15 protein-coding genes are annotated in these 17,910 nt (G+C 64.0%); 1 reads left to right on the top strand and 14 read right to left on the bottom strand.

The annotated features are described in order from the left end of the window. Positions 1–16 precede the first annotated feature (16 nt). From VF167_06495 to VF167_06455, 9 genes are all read right to left on the bottom strand, one after another. A complete protein-coding gene (locus VF167_06495) occupies positions 17–796 on the bottom strand; it encodes a DUF1080 domain-containing protein (protein HEX6925059.1) in 780 nt (259 codons plus the stop codon). Positions 797–909: 113 nt separating this feature from the next. Next, the gene (locus tag VF167_06490; protein HEX6925058.1) at positions 910–1,422 is read right to left on the bottom strand and encodes a hypothetical protein; all 513 of its coding nucleotides are present in this window, start codon (positions 1,420–1,422) and stop codon (positions 910–912) included. A 162-nt stretch (positions 1,423–1,584) separates the two neighbouring features. Continuing rightward, positions 1,585–2,220 (bottom strand): DUF1080 domain-containing protein, encoded by a 636-nt coding sequence (locus tag VF167_06485; GenBank protein HEX6925057.1) that lies wholly within the window; start codon positions 2,218–2,220, stop codon positions 1,585–1,587. A gap of 73 nt (positions 2,221–2,293) precedes the next feature. Continuing rightward, complete coding sequence (locus tag VF167_06480) at positions 2,294–2,488, bottom strand: hypothetical protein (GenBank protein HEX6925056.1); 195 nt, start codon at positions 2,486–2,488, stop codon at positions 2,294–2,296. Positions 2,489–2,808: 320 nt separating this feature from the next. Continuing rightward, positions 2,809–3,927: a glycoside hydrolase family 43 protein gene (locus VF167_06475; protein ID HEX6925055.1), complete on the bottom strand. Its 1,119-nt coding sequence runs from the start codon at positions 3,925–3,927 to the stop codon at positions 2,809–2,811. 158 nt (positions 3,928–4,085) lie between these two features. Continuing rightward, on the bottom strand, positions 4,086–4,523 hold the full coding sequence (locus tag VF167_06470; GenBank protein HEX6925054.1) for a hypothetical protein: 438 nt from the start codon (positions 4,521–4,523) through the stop codon (positions 4,086–4,088). A gap of 454 nt (positions 4,524–4,977) precedes the next feature. After that, positions 4,978–6,267, bottom strand: a complete 1,290-nt coding sequence (locus VF167_06465; GenBank protein HEX6925053.1) for a DUF6596 domain-containing protein — start codon at positions 6,265–6,267, stop codon at positions 4,978–4,980. Continuing rightward, positions 6,264–6,638 carry a YciI family protein gene (locus tag VF167_06460; protein HEX6925052.1) on the bottom strand — a complete coding sequence of 125 codons (375 nt, stop codon included), beginning with the start codon at positions 6,636–6,638 and terminating at the stop codon, positions 6,264–6,266. Before VF167_06460 ends, VF167_06465 begins: the two co-directional genes overlap by 4 nt. 181 nt (positions 6,639–6,819) lie before the next feature. Beyond that, on the bottom strand, positions 6,820–7,422 hold the full coding sequence (locus tag VF167_06455; protein HEX6925051.1) for a putative glycolipid-binding domain-containing protein: 603 nt from the start codon (positions 7,420–7,422) through the stop codon (positions 6,820–6,822). 316 nt (positions 7,423–7,738) lie between these two features. On the opposite strand from VF167_06455, the gene VF167_06450 reads away from it, so the two are divergent. Then, a complete protein-coding gene (locus VF167_06450) occupies positions 7,739–9,199 on the top strand; it encodes a peptide-binding protein (protein ID HEX6925050.1) in 1,461 nt (486 codons plus the stop codon). Between the two features lie 77 nt (positions 9,200–9,276). Here VF167_06450 and VF167_06445 read toward each other — a convergent pair whose 3' ends face one another. The 5 genes from VF167_06445 to VF167_06425 all read right to left on the bottom strand — a co-directional run bounded on the left by VF167_06445 (position 9,277) and on the right by VF167_06425 (position 17,812). Beyond that, the gene (locus VF167_06445) at positions 9,277–9,663 is read right to left on the bottom strand and encodes a hypothetical protein (protein ID HEX6925049.1); all 387 of its coding nucleotides are present in this window, start codon (positions 9,661–9,663) and stop codon (positions 9,277–9,279) included. 229 nt (positions 9,664–9,892) lie between these two features. Further along, the gene (locus VF167_06440) at positions 9,893–10,804 is read right to left on the bottom strand and encodes a carbohydrate kinase (GenBank protein HEX6925048.1); all 912 of its coding nucleotides are present in this window, start codon (positions 10,802–10,804) and stop codon (positions 9,893–9,895) included. A gap of 308 nt (positions 10,805–11,112) precedes the next feature. Then, the gene (locus VF167_06435; protein HEX6925047.1) at positions 11,113–12,816 is read right to left on the bottom strand and encodes a glycoside hydrolase family 32 protein; all 1,704 of its coding nucleotides are present in this window, start codon (positions 12,814–12,816) and stop codon (positions 11,113–11,115) included. Positions 12,817–12,897: 81 nt separating this feature from the next. Next, a complete protein-coding gene (locus VF167_06430; GenBank protein ID HEX6925046.1) occupies positions 12,898–14,616 on the bottom strand; it encodes a RagB/SusD family nutrient uptake outer membrane protein in 1,719 nt (572 codons plus the stop codon). A 31-nt stretch (positions 14,617–14,647) separates the two neighbouring features. Further along, positions 14,648–17,812 carry a TonB-dependent receptor gene (locus VF167_06425; protein HEX6925045.1) on the bottom strand — a complete coding sequence of 1,055 codons (3,165 nt, stop codon included), beginning with the start codon at positions 17,810–17,812 and terminating at the stop codon, positions 14,648–14,650. Between the last annotated feature and the right edge of the window lie 98 nt (positions 17,813–17,910).

Genomic DNA, 17,910 nt, shown 5'->3' with positions numbered 1-17,910 from the left:
CCGGGTGTCAGCCTGATCAGAAGTCGGTATTCGGCTCCTCCAGGTTCAGCTCCCGAATCCAGATGTTGCGGTAGCGTACGTCGTGTCCCTCGGCCTGGAGCTTGATTCCGCCGGGAGTGTCCGTGATCCCCCGCCCTTCGTCGTTCCCCCCGTCGATGCCGGAATTCGGGCCGCCCCAGACGCGCTGGATCGGCTGGTTCTGGTGGACCTTTACACCATTGAAGTAGAGGGTGACCATTGCGGGCTCGGTGCGAACGCCGTTCTCGAAGCGCGCGGCGCGGAACCGCACGTCGTAGGCGTTCCACTGGCCTGCCCCGCGATAGGGGTGATACGGTGCCGCCGCCTCGTTGATCACGGCCGCCATACCGTGGGCCGTCGAATCGCCATCGAGTATCTGGATCTCGTAGCGGTTCTGGAGATAAACGCCGCTGTTGCCGCCGGGGTTCGCCACCAGGAACTCCACGTGGAGCTGGAAATCCCTGAACTCCTTCTGGGTGACGATGTCCGCCGCGCCGTAGAGCCCGCCCTCCGCCGCGGGATCCCAGCTCATCAAAACCGTCCCCTCGTCCACCGGGTCGTCCACGATGCGCCACTTGATGGGGAGTGAGGAGGAGAAGCGCGGCCCTTCCCAGTACGTCCACTTCTCGTCCAGCATCTCGCGCGTGCCGTCGAAGAGCACTTCCGCGCCCTCCGGTGGCGGCGCTCCGACGCCGATGGAAGGCGAGCCAGGAGCGGTGGAGGCACAACTGGAGAGAAGGCAGAGCAGAAGCGGAGCCGCAGCGTATGTGAGACGCATCGAGGTGTCGGGCAGAACGGTGGATTCCGGGTAGTGCGAGGCCGACGACAAGATCGGCCGTCAGGGCTACCCCGGCAACCGCGCTGCCCGTGCCCGGTTGCCTGGCCGCCGTCTCAGCGCAGCGACAGCACCCGCGTGGCACCCGCGCCGAACGCCGCGTCGATCAACCGGCCCGGGTCCCACCCTTTCGCCAGGCGAACCTTGACCAGGTACGCCGCATCGAAGCCGAGTCGCTCCGGAAAGGGACGGCTGCCGGTCAGGATGAGCGGACGGTAGCGTGGCTCCACATACGCCAACTCGGAGCTCACACGCTGCGCCGGCACGCCGTTCTGGGCGAGCGCCTGGCGAACTCGGGTGACGCCGAGCTGACCCGAGGAAAGCGCTGCCGTCACGGTGCCCTCGAAGCGTTCGATCAGCAGTACGAGCTCCCCTCCGGCATCCTTCTCCTCACGCAGGAAAGTCGCGGCGACCGGCGGTACCGGTCGCAGCTCCCCGCTGGCATCGGCGATCCAGATCCCGGGTTCACTGCCCGGCTCTGGCTCCGGCGGCGGCTCCTGCGCCAGCAGCGTACCGGCGGTGAGAAGGGCAAAGAGGATGAGTGCGAACGAGCGGGCGAGGCGGATCATACTGCACCTCCTGCACGGTGAAGCTCGCAGCGGGAAGCGCCGCACGCCCTGTGCGGCAGGGATCGGAAGGGCACGGCCCATTCTGTAGCGGGCAATCGTCTGCGGAGCCGGGCAATCATCGCGCGTGCGTGCCCCGGGGCCGAGCCCGGGTGCCTGCCGCCCTCAGGAATCCGGCTGGAGCAACCGCAGGCGGATGTCGCGCACTGCACCCTCCGTCATCCAGGTGGCGATGCCGAACGGCTGGCTGGGAACCACCTCCACACGCACCGAGAGGAGCCGTCCGATGTGGGTGAAGTCCACCACCGATTCGTCGTCGATCCAGGCCTCGATCTTCTCCCTGGTGACGCGCAGCCGCACCCGATACCATCGACCGTTCTCGAATCGCACCCAGCGGCTCGTCTCATTCTCGGAGGCATCCGCGCCATTGATGCTGCTCAGACCGACGACGCTCCCGCCCCAGCCCCCCATCACCAGGGTGCAGTGCTCCTCGCCAACCGGGAAAGTGATCGCGCTGAAGAAATCGCTCCCCCGCACGCGCATCGCCTCGAGGCTGACCTCGTAGTCGATCGTGGGGAACTCGCCGGTCCACGTGATTCCGGCGAGAGGGTCACCCTGGCGGAGATAAATCGCCCTCTCCCGGACCTCCACTTCGCCCGGCGCGAAGAAGTCGCTGACTTCCCAGCCGGCAAGGGAGGTGCCGTCGAAAAGCGACCGCTCCGCCTGCGCCTGGAGGGGCTGCGCGAAGGCGGAGCCGACCGCGAGCAGGGTGATAAGCGCGGGCAGCAGACGGAATGACACCGATGCAGAGCGAGTGTGGGAATCGATGTCGCGTGGCGGCCTTGGTGAAGGTCCGACGCGCCGCGGTGACCGCCTATTTCAGGTGACGACGCAGGGCGACCCCCAACCCCCAGGTGAGGGCGGCAAAGCCAGCCACGGTGCCCACGAACAGACCGACGGCCAGCCCTCTCTGCTGCGACTCGGAAAGGTACAGCCCCGCGCTCTTGTTGAGCTGGCGCGCAGCGTTTTCCATCGGAATCCTGGAGAAGCTACCGGGTGCTCTGCTCATGCGTGCATCGAGTGGATCTGAAGGTCAGCAACTGCCGCCGCGGGGCGGAAACCGCAGAGAGCTCACGCAAAAGCCTGACCGGACCGACCATTGGTCCCCGGGCCAGATACGGCCCGGGGATGATCTTCGCCAAGGTCCTTTTTCCGCCTCCTACCTGCCCGGCTCTTGCCGAGGGCCGACGACGCCGCGAGAGCGTGGTGCAATAGCTCCCTGGTCGGCCTGGGTCGGTTGCTCCGTGCCGCATCCGCTCCCCGGTCGCCCCGGCGTGGGCAAGCGGGCGGTAGTCTTGATCCACCCGGGCCGACCAGGGGCTCGGCAGGTCAGCGGATGAAGGGGTCGATCGTCTCGATCGTGCCGTCTGGACGGTGCGTAAGCTCCGTGACCTTGATGTTGCGCAGGTGCGTCTCGTTGGAGAGCTGGGTGTCGTGGTAGAACAGGTACCAGCGGCCATCCACCTCTACGATGGAGTGGTGGGTGGTCCATCCCTGCACCGGCTCCAGGATGCGCCCGCGATAAGTGAACGGCCCGTAGGGCGAGTCGCCCACGGCGTAGACGAGGTAGTGGGTGTCTCCGGTGGAGTAGCTCAGGTAGTATTGCCCGTTGTACTTGTGCATCCACGGCGCCTCGAAGAAGCGCCGCTCCGTGTCGCCCCCGAGGAGCGGCCTCCCCTGCTCATCCACGATCACGGCGTCGCGCGGAGGCTCGGCGAACTGCAGCATATCGTCGCTCAATCGGGCAACCTTGGGCATCAGCGCCGGCTGACCCTCCTCCTGGTGGTCCGTGCGCTGGCAATTCGGATCGTACTCGCCCGTCGTCCAGCATTGGAGCTGCCCGCCCCAGATCCCGCCGAAGTACATGTAGCTGGTGCCATCCTCGTCGGTGAAGACCGCCGGGTCGATGCTGAAGCTCCCCTGGATAGGCTGCGGCTGCGGCTCGAACGGGCCTTCCGGGCGGTCACCGGTCGCAACGCCGATGCGGAAGATCCCGGCAGTGTCCTTGGCCGGGAAGTAGAAGTAGTAAGTACCGTCCTTGAAGACGGCATCCGGCGCCCACATCTGCCGATCCGCCCAGGGAACGTCGTCGACGTCGAGTGCTACCGGATGTACCGTCACCGGAGCACCAACGCTATCCATCGACAGCACTTGATAGTCCCTCATCTCGAAGTGGGACCCCATGTCGTCGGCGGGTGTGTCGCCGTCGATGTCGTGCGAGCCGTAGACGTAGATCCGGCCGTCGAAGACGTGCGCCGATGGATCGGCGGTGTAGATCTCGGTGACCAGCGGTTGGGAGAGATAGCGGTATCCCTCAGGCGAAAGCGCTTCGGCCGCCTGGGCGGAATCGGCCCCGGAGGCCCGGTCGCTCGCCGGCTGGGAATCGCCGCAGGCGCTCAGAAAGATCACCGCGACGATCGCGGCGCGCTCGAGCGTAGGTGGAATCATCGATCGTCTCCTCTCATGGGATCGCCGCGTCGACGCGACTCGGCAGGTCGGCCGGGGATGGTGCGACCGGCGTGGGACGGTAGGACCGGCGTGGCCTGCGATGAGGCCGGGATGTCAAAGTACTCGCGGCGTCCGGCAGGATTCAAGAGGGTGGGATCTTACCTCCCCAGGCACACCTCCCCCGCCCACAGACGGGTGATGCGCGCATCGGGGGAGGTGGAGGAAAGCAGCCCGGCCATGCCACCCGCGGTGAACTCGGTGCCGAGAGACGACGGAGCGACCTGCGCCACGTACACGCTCTCCAGCTCGGCGCGGGTAGAACCCACCCCGATTCCACTCATGGTCGTCAGGGAGGACGCGTCTCCGCGGACGAACCAGCCGACGAAGCGGTTGGAGCGCAGGGTGACGCTGAGACCCTCTTCCCAGGAGACATCCTCCGTTCCGCAATCGCGGGAAGAGCCTCTCTCCAACGGCGCCCCGAGGGCCAGGGAGGTCACCTCGACGACGAAGTCACCCGGAGAGCCGAAAGCGATGGAGCGCGCCCGGCCCGTCTCCCGATCCACCAGCCGCAAACCTTCGGGGTCCAGCGCGAGCAAGGGAGAAGCCTGCGCCCGCGGAGGCTCCGTAGCGGGCGTCCGCGACTCAGCCGAGTCAGGCGTAGGCGAAGCCGGCAAGCCCGCGACCTTGGACCCGGCGTTTGCACCCTCGGACGGGGAACTCGCAACCTCGGCCGCCGAGTCCGCGCCCCCGGACGCCGCGTTCGCAGGAATGCGCGGGGATTCACCACACGCGAGGACGGAGCAGAGAAGCGTCAGGGACAGCCATACACGTACGGCACCCTCGCGCCACCCGGGCCACGGCGCCAGCCTTTGCGGGTTCATCCCGACCGCGCTCCGCGTGGCTCCGCACCCGAGCATCTCTGACCACCGGCGGCTACCCCAATCTGATCCGACGCGCCGCATCACGTGCCGCTCGTCTGGCAAGCCCGACGCAGGACATCGTACCCGGGCCCGGATGCGGATTTCGCGCCGCCTGGCTCGAATCCCGATCTCACGCGGCTTCCTCCCGACGCCGCTCCAGGTAGTGCCGAACGGCGGGATCGACGGTGAGCCGGATCGCCCGATCGTACGCTCGGCGCGCTTCTTCGAGTCGTCCCGCCTCGGCCAGCAGGTGGGCTCGCGCCGCCCAGGCAGGCTGGAACCGGTCGATCCGAGGATCCTCGATGCCGTCGAGCGCCTCGAGCCCGGCGGCGGCCCCCTTCAGCCGGGCCACGGTAGTAGCGTAAGCAACGCGGGCGCCGAGGGTGGGCGCCACGGCCAGCAGACCGGAGTACAGTCGGCCGAGCGCGTTCCAGTCGGTCTCTCCGGAAGTCGCCCGCGCGCAGTGCACTGACTGGATCGCCGCCTCGAGCTGGAAGCGGCCGATTCGGCCGAACCGGGCCGCGCGCCGGAGATACCGCTCGCCCTCGCCAACCAAGTCCAGGTCCCAGCGGGCGGGATCCTGGTCTTCCAGCGGCACAAAGGCGCTGCCATCCAGCCGGGCAGGCGCGCGGGCGCGGGAGAGTGAAATCAGGGCAGCGAGACCCCAGGCTTCCGGCTCCTGCTCCAACAGATGGGCAAGGGTGACGGCGAGGTAGTGCGCTTCGGCCGCCATCCCCGCGCGGGGGAGGCGTCCGGAAATGCCGTCCCAGTCGATGGAGTACGCGCCGTAGACCGCCTCCAGGACGACCGTAAGCCGCCCGGCCATCTGCGACCGCTCGGGCAACACGAAGGGGATTCTGGCGTCGCGGATGCGCCGCTTCGCCCGCACCAGGCGCTGAGCCATCGTGGCGGGCGGCAGCACAAACGCCCTGGCAATCTCGCGCGCCTCGAAGCCGAGCACAGTCTGTAGCATCAGCGGAGCACGGATTCCCGGATCGATCGCCGGGTGCGCGCAAACGAACAGGAGGGCGAGGCGCCGATCCGGGATCGCCTCAGGATCGATCGGCTCGAGCGCGGGAGAAATCCCTTCCACCGCCTCGGGGTCGAGGGGGACCGAGCTCCGGACAGGGGCGGATCGAAAGAGGTCCCGGCCGCGGTTACGAGCGACGGTAAGAAGCCATGCTTCCGGCTTCTGCGGAACGCCATCCCGCGGCCATACACGGAGCGCCCGAGCGAACGCATCGGCCAGGCAATCCTCCGCCATCTCCAAATCGCCGGTGCTCTCGGCCAGGAGGGCCACTAGACGGCCGTAGGAGGTGCGGGCCACCTGCTCGGCCCGCACCCACGCAGCCGAACCCTCGCCGACCTCGACCGCCGACGAACCCGGTAGCTGGGGTTGCTGATGTTGCGAAGCGGTCACGCTGGAATCCACGTACCCGCCTCGAAGCGCACCGCCGAGGGACGGACCTCGATCGCGCCCCACTCGGCGGCCGGGCACTTCTCCGCCCAGGCGAGGGCGGCGTCGAGGTCGGGGACGTCGATCACAAAGCTGCCCCCTAGCTGCTCCTTCGTATCGGCAAAGGGGCCATCTTCGATCTGCAGGCGCCCGTTCCGCACGCGCAGGGTGGTGGTCGCGGGTGAGGGCTGGAGCACCTCGGCGCTCACCAGGATCCCTTCTCGATCCAGGGCCTCCGCGTAAGCGTGGAACGCAGCCTTCCCGGCCTCCATGGCCTCCTCACCGAGCTCCGCCTCAGTCAGCTCGAGGTAGTGCAGCAGCAACGTGTAACGCATGGTCAGGTCCTCCGGTTGAGGGTGCATCGATTCGTTCCCGACCATGACGAAGACGGGACCGCTCGATCGACACACTCCACTTCATCCACTCAAGGTAGTGAACAACCGGGGGGTGACAGCCGGCCGCGCGCCCAACACTCGTTACAGAGCCCAGGGTCGCCAGCCGCTTCCGCTCGCCGGCCTACGGAGTGGGCGCGACGCGCTCCCAGATGTTTCCGTACCTCACCACGACCCCCTCGGCATCCACGTCGAGATCGGCATGGAACGCGCCGTCCCGACTCTGGTAGAGGTAGCGCTGCTGGGCCGTGCGAGTGTACTGCTGGGCAAGCCGCTGCAGGGAGAGACTCGGAAACTCGACCCAGACGGCCTCGACCTTCGCTTCCTCGCCCAGGTTCAGGCCCAACCGCCTTATCGGCAACGTGTTTGTCGCGGGGGTCAACGCGAGATCGATGTCGATCAACCCCTCCATCTCGGGCACCTCCTGGCCATCCCGCACCCACACGCCGGAATCGCCCCGCCGCAGCTCCATCACGCGGTGCTCCCTCCCGTGCGTCAGGTGGACGTTGGCGGTGTGTGTGATCCATTCCGGCGAGCAGACCACCAGATAGTCGACCCGCAGGGGTGTTCCCTCCGCCACGGTAAGGACGCAACCCTGGACGGAGATGAGAGGATCTGCGCGGAGCACGCGGCAGTGCTCGAAGGAGGGACGGTCCAGACGCCTCCAGAGAACGTCGGCGAGGGTCTCCGTGGGGATGGGATGTTCGACGGGTCGCTGGGCGGTCATGGGGGATGCCGGTTCGCGCGGGAGAGAGGCGGTTCCGGATACGTTGCTACCGGCGCGTGGGTCGGGCAAGGAAGATGGGCTCTGCGGGGTCGCTTGACGGATCTTCGCAGGCGATTTTTGGTAGTTTGCTCAATCAAATCATCGTCCCGCCCGATCGAACCCCGAACTCCGGAGACCTACCGTGTACAGACGAGCCATCCCGCTCTTTCTGCTCCCATTTTTTCTCGCCGCCTGTGGAGATGGGCCTGACGGCGGACCGGGCTCGACTTCAGAAGGGGGAACCCCGGTCCAGGGCGGAACGGCGGTCGTTTCCCGAGTGAGCGATTTCGATTCCTTCAACCAGTTTACCTCGACCGACTACGACACCGGCCAGGTGCTCCGGTTGATGCTCTACATGCCCCTGGTACGACTGGATGACGAGATGAACTACGAACCCTACCTGGCGGAGTCGGCAGAGCTCTCCGAGGACGGCAGAACGCTTACCTTCCGCCTGCGGGACGGCATCACCTGGCACGATGGCACGCCGGTGACCGCAGACGACGTCGTCTGGTCGGTCGAGATGTATATGAACCCCGACCTGGCTTTCGCCAACATACAGTATTTCCAGTTCGTGGACCGGGTGGAGAAGGTGGACGACTCTACCGTGGTCTTCCACTTCAACCAGGTTCACTCGGACGCGCTGGCCGATTTCCTCGAGTGGGTGCCGATGCCCAAGCATCTGCTCGAGAATGTCAGCGCTGCCGAGATGCGGAATGCGCCGTTCAACCGCGCGCCGGTCGGCAACGGACCCTTCCGGTTCGTCTCGTGGACGCCCAACCAGCAGGTGGTTTTCGAGGCCAATACCGACTTCGCCCTTGGCCGCCCGAACCTCGACCGGCTGGTGTTCCGGGTGATTCCGGAGCAGACGACCGAGCTCGCGGAGCTCTTCACCGGACGCGTCGATCTGATCCGCGGCGTACCGCCGTCGGAGGCCAAGCGGGTTGAAGCCACCCGCGGGGCGCGGCTGGTGAGCTACCCGTCCCGCGCGTATGCCTTCGTTGCCTGGAACGCGCGGGATTCTCTCTTCGCCGATCCGCGGGTACGCCGCGCCCTCACCCTGGCGATCGATCGCCAGCGAATCGTCGACGCGCTGCTGTTCGGGTACGGAAGGGTAGCCGTGACCGACGTCATGCCCTTCCAGTGGCAGTTCGACGAATCGCTCGAGCCGTGGCCGTACGACCCGGACGCAGCCCGCGAGCTCCTGGCCGAAGCCGGATGGAGCGACTCGGATGGAGACGGGGTGCTGGACCGCGACGGCAGGCCGTTCCGCTTCACCCTGGAGACGAACCAGGGGAACGACCTGCGCGAGGACATCATCGTCATCGTGCAGAGCAACCTGCGTGCGGTCGGCATCGACGCCCAGCCTCGCCTGGCGGAGTGGAACTCGCTGATCGACCGGCTCAAGCGCTTCGATTTCCAAGCCGTGGTGACCGGCTGGAGCGTGGACTTCAAGTTCGATCCGTCCGAGACCCTGGGCTGCGACGCAGGTGTCTACAACTACCCCGGGTACTGCAACCCAAGGGCGGATTCGCTCGTTCTCCGTGCCCTGACCACCCTGGATCACGAGGAGGCAAGGCCGTTGTGGGAGGCGTACCAGCACATCATCCACGAAGAGCAGCCCTACACGTTCCTCTACTACCTGGACGAGCGCCTGGGCATCTCGGAGCGGCTGCAGGGAGTGAAGGCTGACGCCCGCGGTCACCTCGTGTCCGTGCACGATTGGTGGATCCGCCAGTAGCAATACCGCGGGAGAAAAGCAGTCGCGCCCGCGAGCTCAGGAGGGCTCGCGGGCGCTCGACCGTGCGGCTCGGACGGTCAGGCAGTGCGGCTCGATCGGTTCTGTCGCCCGATCCAGATGAAGGCGAGGGTGAAGAGGAAGTGGACGACCACAAACACCTTGGTGATCGGGCGACCGCCGCCCAGCGAGCCCCAGAGGTCGATCAGTGCAATCACCCCGAACCCGACCGTGTTTCCGATGATGATCGCATCGCGGGCACGACTCGGTTCGAGGTCCCGCGCGATCCAGTCCATCACCGCGATGCCGAGGAGCGGGCTCCCCCAGAGGCGCAGGAAGGAGACCAGCTCGACGGAGGGATCGGGGGGAACCGCCCCGGTACCGAAGGCTGTGGGGAAGAAGATCAGACCGAGGCCCACGAGCCCCATGTAGATCGAGGCGATCGTGAAAAGCACGCGCAGCTTCACGAGATTTCCCTCCGCCAGGGCGAACGAGTGAACCGGCCGCCGGAGTGCCTGTGATCCGCCTAGCGTCTCCAGAGCTGAAGACAGCGGCAGGAGGCGCCGGGGAGGTTACGTGACATCCCAGGCGAAAGTCAACGAATTTATGCCGTGCGGGTCTATGACGTGCCGCGTTGCCCGCCACCCTTGCGGCCGTGGCTACCCGGACCCGCAATCCGACTGAGACTCGGACCTGTCATGGGAGGGCTCGCGGGAACCGACCCCAAACAAGGAAGCGGCAGTCCTCTTGGCTGTACCCATTGTCTTCCAGAATACGAGCGATCACCTCCTGTCGGTAATCCGGAATCGCTCCTGGCTGTGTCGCCACGTAGGCACCAAGGAGGTTGGCCTGTTCGAGGATTTCGTCATCCTCGCGACCCGCCGATAGACCGAAGAGAACAGCCGCCAGGAAAGCGTCACCCGCTCCTACCGTATCAACGACGCGGACTTCGAATCCCGCGTGTTCAGACCACCTTCCATCATTCAGGATGGCGGCTCCCTCGCTCCCTCTGGTTACGCACACGATCTGGCAACCAAACTCGGCGGCCAGAGCGGTGACCGCCTCCCGGGCGTCGGCAGGCAGGTCGAACCATGTAGCCATCTGCCTGAGCTCGGCCTCGTTGAGCTTCACGAGATCGGCGTATCGCAGCGATCGGCTCACCACATCGGGACTTTCGTGCGGCGGGCGAAGATTGACGTCGAATACCCTGTAGGTCGCCAACTCGCAGAGTCGCTCGATACAGAGGCGTGAGCGAGGATGCCGCTGGGCCAGGGAGCCGTAGACGATCGCCGACGCGCTGGCCGTCCGGTCGATGAGCCCGTCATTGAGCTCAATTCGATCCCACGCCGCGGGCTCGACAATCCGGTATGAGGGTATGCCCTCCCCTGTCATGGAGACGGAGACGAACCCGGTCTCCAGCTCTGGGTCCCGTTGAATCAGACCCGTGTCGATTCCTCGGGCTGCGATCCGCAGCAGGGCTTCATCACCGAGGCGGTCCACGCCGACTCGACTGACGATGCTGGCTGCAACGCCCAGGGCATTGAGGTGACCAGCGACGTTGAAGGGGGCTCCGCCGAGGAACAACCCGGAGGGAAGTGAATCCCACAACACCTCTCCGACACAAAGAACTTCCGATCCAACCACGACCCATTCCCTCCGCGTTTGGCCTCTCGCGTGGATTGGCTAGTGTGCGGCATTCCGCGCCGATTGAAGCTGCCAGTCCTCCGGTGACGCGGCTCGTGCCGTTCCGCCTCGGCGGGGCGCTGGACTCCGTCACTGTGCCGCGTCGCCCGTCCCCCGCGGACGCCAAGGACAGCATCCTATTGGAAGGCAAATGGCGGTGAACAGGGGAGCCCACCGGCGGCAGTGTGCCCCTCGGGGTACGATCGACCCTGTTTTCAGGGGTGAGAGGACGGTCACGGATTCGATGTGACGACATTCTGCTGCCAGATCGACTCCAATTCATGCACGGTGAGGGTCTCCAGGACCGCACTCCGATTGGATCCGCCGCCAGTAAACACTTCCAGCTTCTTGTCCGCATCGACCGAGTTGTGCCGCTTCACGAAGTATAGCTCGCCGTCGTTGACAAAGACCTCGACAGCCACACGGTCGACGATTGCCTCGATCTTGAGACGTTCACCTTCGGGCAGCACGAAGTTGAGGCCGTTGAAGGTGTTGAGGAACCGATCATAGGTCAGACGATAACCATTGATATCGAGACCCACCGTCGGGGCATCGCCAGGATCGATCTCCGCGATCACGTGGAGCACGTCCCCGGTCACTGGCGACGCGAATGCCTGATCGCCCCGAACGAGCTGGCCGGTAAAGACATGAGTCTTCTTGTGAAGACTGCGGATTTCCTCTATCGGAGTCGGGGTTAGACGAAGCCCATCGAAGCTCTCGCGCAGCTTGAGCGAAGTCGGGAACGTCATCTTCTGGCTAAAGGGCATGCCTTCGTAATCGCCGTTCCTGAACCAGCCGATCTGGATATGTCGTCCGTCACTCTCCGGAATGTTGTTGAACATCTGTGACGCGTAGAAGTCGCCTCCATTGTCCAGCTTTCGGAAGGGCTGCTCGACGGTGAACTTGCGCCCGTCGAAGCCCCCCACGACGTAGTCACCATTGGCGTCATAGAGGACCCATTTGGTGACGCCCGGTTGGCCTTCGACCTCGATTTCGAAAAGCTCCGGGCATTCGAAGAATCCGGGAAGGCCCGACTCGTACGTCCAGTTCTTCAGATCCGGGGAGGAGTAGAAGGAAACCTGGTAACGGACATGCTCGCCCAGGGAGGAGCGTCGAGTATGCCCCTCGTCCCAGACGACCATGACCCAGTGCTTACCCGGCTCGTACCAGATTACCTTCGGGTCGCGACCTTCGTGACTGACAACCGGGTTTCCAGGGTATTCTTCGAAAGTAAGACCATTGTCATAGCTGATGGCCAGATTCTCGCCCACACCGGTGCGAGTGTAGAAGGCGAGCAGCGGGTCTACTCCGTTCCTGGAGAGACCGCTCGTGTTCGCGGTATCTACGACCGCGGAGCCGGAGAAGGCCATGTGATCGTGGTCGGGCGAGTAAAGGGCATCGGGCAGCTCGCGCCAGTGCACGAGGTCGGTGCTGACCGCGTGCCCCCAGTGCATGTTGCCCCATTCTACGCCATATGGGTTGTGCTGGTAGAACAGGTGATACTCGCCGTTGTAGTAGATCAGGCCATTAGGATCGTTGTGCCAGCCGCGGCGGGACGAGAAGGTAACCTGGGGCCGATATCTTTCGCTGTATACCGATTCCTGCCCCGGAAACGTCGGGGCCGCATCAACCAGATCCAGATCGCGTAGGCCATCTCCCGCCTCATCCACTTCCAGCGTCAAGGTCTTCCCGCGATAGCGCGTGACATCGAAGAAGGTCCAGTAGTCGGGATCTTCGCTCGCGAGCTTGAGCGTGAACTCGTCGAGCGAAACACCATCGAGCTTGATTCTGGCCTTGACCAGCGGATTTGATTGCTTGACCGGCAGATTCAGGTACACGTCGTCCTCGGCGACGTTGATCCGTTTGACGAGTTCCTGGGATCGGCCAGGGGAGGCGGCGCACAGGCCGACGCACACAGCAGCGATAAGAGCTCTCATGTCAGGCTCCAGGTTGAAGTCGTCATTCAGCGCGGGCGGCGCCCCACGGCTTGCCCACGCCGCAGGGCGCCCTAAGGGAGGTCAGTAGCCTGGATTCTGCTCGTACAGGCCCCGGCTGAACGAGATCTGCTGTTCCGGAATGGCAAGATACTCATCCCGACCAGGTGTAAAGCGCGCATTTACAAGGTACTCACGCCGTGTCTTTTCGACGGCGAAGTATTCGTTGAGAGTCTCCGCGGCTATACCCCAGCGGACTAAGTCGAAGAAGCGGTGCCCTTCCATCGCGAATTCGAGGCGACGCTCGAAGCGGAGAGCCTCGCGCGCGAAGCTCTGGGTCCAGCCGGAGGCCGAGTACAGTCCGATCTTGTAGTTCGAGATGGGGGAGCCGTCCGCGTACTTCAGCCGTGCGGTGCTATTGGCCGCTCGCTGCCGTATCTCGTTGATGATGGGTAGCGCCTCCATGTGGCGCCCTAGCTCGATCAGCGCTTCCGCTTTCCAGAGCAACAGGTCGGCATATCGGATGACCACCACGTCCTTGGAGCTCGCGAAGAACGGGCCGACCGCTCGGAGGCAGGGGCAGTCGGGGTGCTGCAACTCCTTCATCGAGGAGTGCGCACCGTAGACCTGGGGAGTCCTCGCCCAGCTCGGCTGGAAGATGAACTCCGGATCGTACTTGAAGGGGTGTCCCACGATTCCGACGGTGTGATCCAACCGCGGATCCACTGTGTTGGTCCAGAAATCGATCGAATCCGACAGCACGTTGTCGTTGAACGTGTCGAATTTCGGCAGGCCGTTGCCATCGGTCTGGAAGGCGTTGATGAGGTTCTGGGTCGGGATGTGGAACCAGCAGCAGCCGTATCCGGGCGCCATGGAGTAGTTGAGCCCATTGCCCATGTCGAGGCGACCCGTGGGTGTGCCATCCGAAATGGACATCTCGATGGCGAACACCGCCTCCAGATTGTCCTCGGTCTCCCAGAGGAAATTCTCCGCAAAATCGGCCGTCAGAGCGTACCGACCTGAGCCAATCACCTGATCCGTCAGGTCAACTACCTCTTGCAGCAGCGCCGGATCGACACTGGTCACGGCGTGGCTTTCATCCTGCTTATAGGCTCGATACAGCTGTACCTTGGCGAGATACGCCAAAGCAGCGTATCGGTTTACGCGCCCCTCCTCAGGCTGCGTCGCAGGCAGGTTGTCCGCAGCATATCGGAAGTCCTCGGCGATCTTCGCCCACAGCTCCTCGCTACTGAGTGCCACGTTCGAGATCGTCTCGTATTCCTCCGGCGGCACCGTCTCGTCGATCCACGGCACCCGGTTGAAGAGGATCTTGAGAAGGAAGTAGAAGTGACCACGGATGAACCGCATCTCCGCCATCCGTGTGGTCCGGATGGGCATTGCCTCGTCGGTCTGCGCGGCAAGGCGGCGGAGCGCGTCATTGGCCCTCGATATGCCGACATAGAGCCGGTACCACATCAAATCGAGCTTACCCTCGGAGGGTGTCAGGTACACGAACTGCTCGATGTTGTTGTAGCCTCCCTGATCACCAGTTCCACCCCCACCCTTGTAGGCGTCGCCTGCGCGCATGTCGCCATAGGGCCACAGACTCGTGTAGGGGACTTCCCAGTGATCGTTGCCGAGTGCGGCGTAGGCGGCTGTCACCAGACCCTCGATGTTCTCGGGGGAATCCAGGAGCTCGCCGGAGATGGTTCCTTTCGGCTCATAGGCCAGGAAGTTGTCGCACGCAGCCATGGAGAGTCCGAAAGCTGCGATCAGACCCAGCGTCTGGAATGCTCTGCTCATGATCAATAAATCCCTTGGGGTGTGTGCAGCGTTAGAATGACAGATCCACACCGAAGGTCAGCGTCCTTGGCAGCGGGTAGCCGCCGAAGGGCACCTCGGGGTCAGGCAAAGTCGTAGCGTTCTCCCCCGAGGTCTTTTTGATCGTGAACAGATTGCCTCCCCGCACATAGATCCTCGCGCCATCCAGTGCCGCTAGAGGGCCCGGAAGGGAGGCATCGCCGGGCAGCGTGTAGCCGAGGACGAGCTCACGAAGCTTCAGATAGGACCCATCCTCGACGAAGTATGTCGAGGGCCGGTCCTCATTGTTTGTGTTTGCGAGGGTGAGCGCGGGAATCCTGCTATCGGGGTTCTCCGGCGTCCACGCATCCAGCACGCGCTTGCCGAAGTTGGCTCCCGTGAAAATGGAGGTGAAGTCCGTCTGCGTCTTTATGCCATTGTAGATCTCCGGGCCGTATACACCCTGGAAGAACAGGCTCAGGTCGAATCCCCGGTAAGAAAAGTTGCTGTTCAGACCGTAGGTGAAGTCGGGGTTCGTATCACCCAGGAAGCGCTGGTCTAGAGCGTCGATCCTTCCGTCCCCGTTCAGGTCCGCGTAGCGGAGCCTTCCAACTGCCTTGCCGGGTTGCTCGGCGTGCGCCTCGACCTCTTCTTCCGATCGGAAGATTCCGTCGACCACATAGCCGAAAATGGAATTGACGGAATGGCCGAGAATCGTCTGCTCTACATTGCCCGGATAGGACTTGACGACGTCGTCGGGCAGCTTGGTGATGCGATTGGTGAATGCTCCCAGGTTCCCGGTGATGCCGACGGATAGATCACCCCACTGATCGTCATAGCCAAGAACGAACTCCGCCCCCTCCGTCTCCATCGCTGCCCCGTTCACCCAGCGAGCACCACCATCGCCGATAACCCCGATGAAGGCCGGTTGAATCAGGATGTCATCGGTTTCTCGTTGAAAGTAGTCGAATGCGCCGCTCACGCGGTCGCTCAGCAGCCTGAAGTCGACCCCCAAATTGATCTCGGTGGTCGATTCCCAGCGCAGATCGGGATTGCCGGTCTGCGTCCTGAAGAATCCGGAAGGCAGCGTACCCGAATCAGACCCGTTGAGGTCGTACGCCGTCCCGTTGCTGGGCCCCCAGGTCTTATCGTCGCCGTAGTTGGGTATGTAGAGGGCGAATGCTGCGTTGTTGTCGATCTCCTGGTTGCCGGTCCGTCCCCAGCTTGCGCGGAGCTTGAAATCGGTCACCAGATCGTTCGAGGGGAAGAAGGTCTCGTTGCTCAGTCTCCAGGCTACAGCCACCGCGGGGAACGTCCCGAAGCGGTTGTTCTCACCGAAGCGGGATGAGCCGTCGTGGCGAACGGTGAGGCTCGCGAGATACCGGTCGTCGTAGTCGTAATCGACTTTGCCGAAGAACGAGGCCAGGGAGTATCCACCGCGACTCCCCTCGACCACCTGACGGCCTGTCCCGGCATTTTCCACGAAGAAGGACTCCGTTTCCAGCGCGAAGCCCTCTCTGAACGTGCGAGAATTCGCAAACGTGCTCCGCACGGCCTCGAAGCCGCCCAGGATGGTTGCGCTGTGGGCCGAGCGGGACAGGTTGTAGTTGAGCGTGCTGTTGAAAGTCCAGTCGAAGTTGTTGTAGTTGAAGTTCGAGAGTGAGTTCACGTCCCGCCGCAGGAACCCGGCCTGGTAGCGGCGCTGGATGTCTCGGTTGACCCCATCCTGCCAGTCCACGCCGAAGCGAACGGTTGCCAGAAGGTTGTCGGTGACGTGGTAGTCGGCAAAGACGTTACCGAACACCTGCGCCTGAGTGTTCTGATCCCACTGGTTGATGTCGATCAGCATGACCGGATTGTCGCGGTCATCGAAACCCGCGCCCCAGGGGCCGGCCCACGCCCCGGACTCTGTCCGCACCGGCAGTATCGGTTGAGCGATGAGCCCAAGAGCCAGCGGGTTACCCCCCAATCCGCTGGGCACGGGTGTCCCGCTCCCCCTGGTGAGTCCGAGGTTTTCACCAACGCGAAGTCGTCCGTCGAAGAAGCTGTACGAAGAGTTCACGCGGGCATTGATGCGTCGGAAATCCGTGCCTTTTACGATGCCCTTGTCGTCGAAGAGGCTCAGTGACAGCAGCGCACCACCCCGCTCCCCGGACATCGAGGCGGAAATCGAATGTTCTTGCAGCAGCCCGCCGCGCGTCACCTCGTCGTACCAATCCGTGTCCGCGGAACGGATTCCAGCAGAGGGGTCGTTCACGTATTCGGGAACGATCACCCTGAGCAGCTCCGCTCGCCCGTCCGGATGCCTTTCCCACTCGTAGTCGTAGATGGGAAGAGTGGCAGGGTCGACTCCGTCGTTGATCGCTGCCTGCCAGAGCGCACGACCGCGCTCTTCCGTATTCAGGACGTCCAGCTTGTCTACGTAGGCTGAGTGAGTGAAGCTCGTGCTATAGTTGATGGTGATGGGTTGTTGCTCCGGAGATTTCGTGGTGATGACGATCACGCCGTTGGAGGCGCGTGCTCCATAGATCGATGCCGAAGCCGCGTCCTTGAGCACCTGAATGGATTCGATGTTCTCCGGGCGAAGGCGATGTGCAGCAAGCGATTTGGTGGGAATCCCATCGATGACGTAGAGGGGATCGTTGTTCCCGAGCGTGCTGATTCCTCGCACCCGCACCGTTGCACCTTCCTGCAATGGATCACCGGTGGAGGAGACGGTGAGGCCCGGGACCCGCCCCTGCAGCGCCTTGATGGCGCTGTTGCTCGTGGTTGCTTGGATGTCCTCCACATCCACGACCGATACCGCTGCCGTCATCTTGTCCCGCTCGACCGTCTGGTACCCGATGACGGTGAGGCCTTCGAGCGCAACCGCAGTGGCTTCGAGGGCGACGTTGACGACCACGCCGCCGTCGACCGGAACATCCTGGCTGACGTACCCCAGCATCGAGAACGTCAGCGTGGTATTGGGCGACGGAGCGGAGATCGCGTAGCGCCCGTCGGCATCGGTTAGCGTGACTGCGGAGGTCCCCTGGACGCGAACACTGGCTCCGGCGAGCGGCTCTCCCGTAGTTACATCCGTTACGGTTCCCGTGACCCGGTGCTGTTGAGCTTGCAGTGACTGCGCTGAGCCCACGAGGCAGAGCAATGCGAGCGATGCTGGCAGCAACGCTGCCCCGACCATCTTCGCCGTCGCGCTCATTCCTGTAGGCAGAATGTGAAGTCGTTCGAGCATGGCGAACGTTCTCCGTGGAGGATTGGTATATGAAGTGGCAGAACCGCGACCTGTTCCCAGCCGCC

This window comes from Longimicrobiaceae bacterium (assembly GCA_036375715.1).
Taxonomy (GTDB): Bacteria; Gemmatimonadota; Gemmatimonadetes; order Longimicrobiales; family Longimicrobiaceae; genus DASVBS01.
This window is presented reverse-complemented; position numbering and strand designations above follow the sequence as displayed.